Raw genomic sequence first — 1,502 nt, 5'->3', positions numbered from 1 at the left:
GTCAATGATGCTATTCCTGACAGCGATCGTTTGTTACTGTGGCAGTTAGGGCTGGTATTGTTAGTTGCGGCGATCGGACGGGCTGTATTTAGCATGGCTCAAACAATTATGACGCTGCGGATCGAAAATGCTGCCAGCGGCACTCTCCAGCCGGCAGTTTGGGATCGATTGCTGAGATTAAAACCGGCGTTTTTTCGCAGCTATTCTTCTGGCGACTTGCTAACTCGCTTATTAGCAGTTAATCAAATTCGCGCCCAACTCAGCGGCGCGACGCAGCGAACACTTTTGAACGCGATATTTTCCCTGCTGAATTTGGGGCTGATGTTTATTTACAGCCTGCCGCTGGCTTTAGTCGGAATTGGTTTAACTTTGCTCGCGGTTATAGTAACAGTCACATCGAGCTTGCTCTTAATCCCAAAAGAGCGGAAGATGGAAACAGGAGAAGGCGACATTAACGGGCTGACAGTAGAACTGATCAACGGAGTATCAAAGCTGCGGGTAGCGGCTGCAGAAGGGCGAGCGTTTGCAGCTTGGGCGAAAAAATACAGCCAGCAAATCAAGCTAAGAACAGGAATTAAACGAATTGACGACAGCGTTTCTGTTTTTAACGAAGCGCTGCCATTAGTTAGTTCTATCCTGATGTTTTGGTTTGCAATTCAGTTCATGGAAAACCCTAAAACAGGAGGCGACGTACTGAACATGGGCACATTTCTCGCTTTTAATTCCGCCTTCGGCACCTTTCTTTCCGGCATCACAGACTTGAGCAATACCGTAACTGATATTTTAGGAATTGTACCGCTGTGGGAGCGAGCCAAACCGATCGTCCAGGGAATCCCGGAATCTGACCCGACAAAAGCCGATCCGGGGCGCTTAAAAGGTCAAATTACTGTCGATAGGGCGACTTTCCGCTACCGGGAGGACGGGCCCCCAATTTTAGATGATGTCAGCATCAATATTCAACCGGGGGAATTTATCGCGATCGTCGGGCCGTCGGGGAGTGGCAAATCAACATTATTTCGGCTGTTATTGGGATTTGAAATAGCACAAAGCGGCACTGTTTATTACGACAATCAAGATTTAGCAGGCCTCGACGTTCAAGCTGTGCGGCGGCAGTTAGGAGTAGTGCTGCAAAACGGCAGAATTAATGCCGGTTCGATGTTTGACAATATTACGTGCGGGGCGCTGGTAACGCAGGAGGAAGCTTGGGAAGCCGCGCAAATGGCCGGTTTAGCCGCCGATATCGAACAAATGCCGATGGGAATGCACACGGTTGTCAGCGAAGGCGGCACGAATCTTTCGGGAGGACAGCGGCAAAGATTGTTAATTGCCCGCGCGATGGTTGTCAAACCAAAGGTTATCCTGATGGATGAAGCTACGAGTGCTTTGGACAACCGCACGCAGGCGATCGTTACTGAGAGTTTAGACAAGTTGAATGTGACGCGAGTTGTCATCGCCCACCGCCTGAGTACGATTCGCAATGCCGATCGCATTTATGTAATTGA

General features: G+C 49.5%; 1 protein-coding gene. It reads left to right on the top strand.

The annotated features are described in order from the left end of the window. A partial coding sequence (locus QUA38_RS28865; RefSeq protein WP_333167942.1) for an NHLP bacteriocin export ABC transporter permease/ATPase subunit occupies positions 1–1,502 on the top strand: 1,502 nt, incomplete at both ends.

This window comes from Microcoleus sp. Pol12B4 (assembly GCF_036701385.1).
Lineage (GTDB): Bacteria > Cyanobacteriota > Cyanobacteriia > Cyanobacteriales > Microcoleaceae > Microcoleus.
This window is presented reverse-complemented; position numbering and strand designations above follow the sequence as displayed.